The organism is Salegentibacter lacus (assembly GCF_020164555.1).
GTDB classification, from domain to species: Bacteria; Bacteroidota; Bacteroidia; order Flavobacteriales; family Flavobacteriaceae; genus Salegentibacter; species Salegentibacter lacus.
Map to the genome: position 1 here is coordinate 1 of NZ_JAIQZB010000099.1, position 267 is coordinate 267.

Sequence of the window (267 nt, forward strand, 5' to 3'; positions counted from 1 at the left end):
GCAAGCGCAACAGCTATAGCAAAACAGATCCCGATGCCACTTTTATGCGGATGAAAGATGATTATATGCAAAATGGGCAATTAAAACCCGGGTATAACCTTCAGGCCTCCACCAATAACCAGTTCATCACCAATTATACTTTAGCCCAAACCACCGCAGATACCACTACCTTAAAAAACCACCTGCAAGATCATGTAGACTCCTACGATCAAACACCACAAAGCCTTACTGCAGATGCCGGCTATGGCAGTGAAGAGAATTATACCG

General features: G+C 44.2%; 1 protein-coding gene. It reads left to right on the top strand.

Features of this window, described 5'->3' with window-relative positions; genetic code table 11:
- The coding region (locus LB465_RS18180) for a transposase (protein ID WP_224471327.1) at positions 1–267 on the top strand (267 nt) is incomplete at both ends.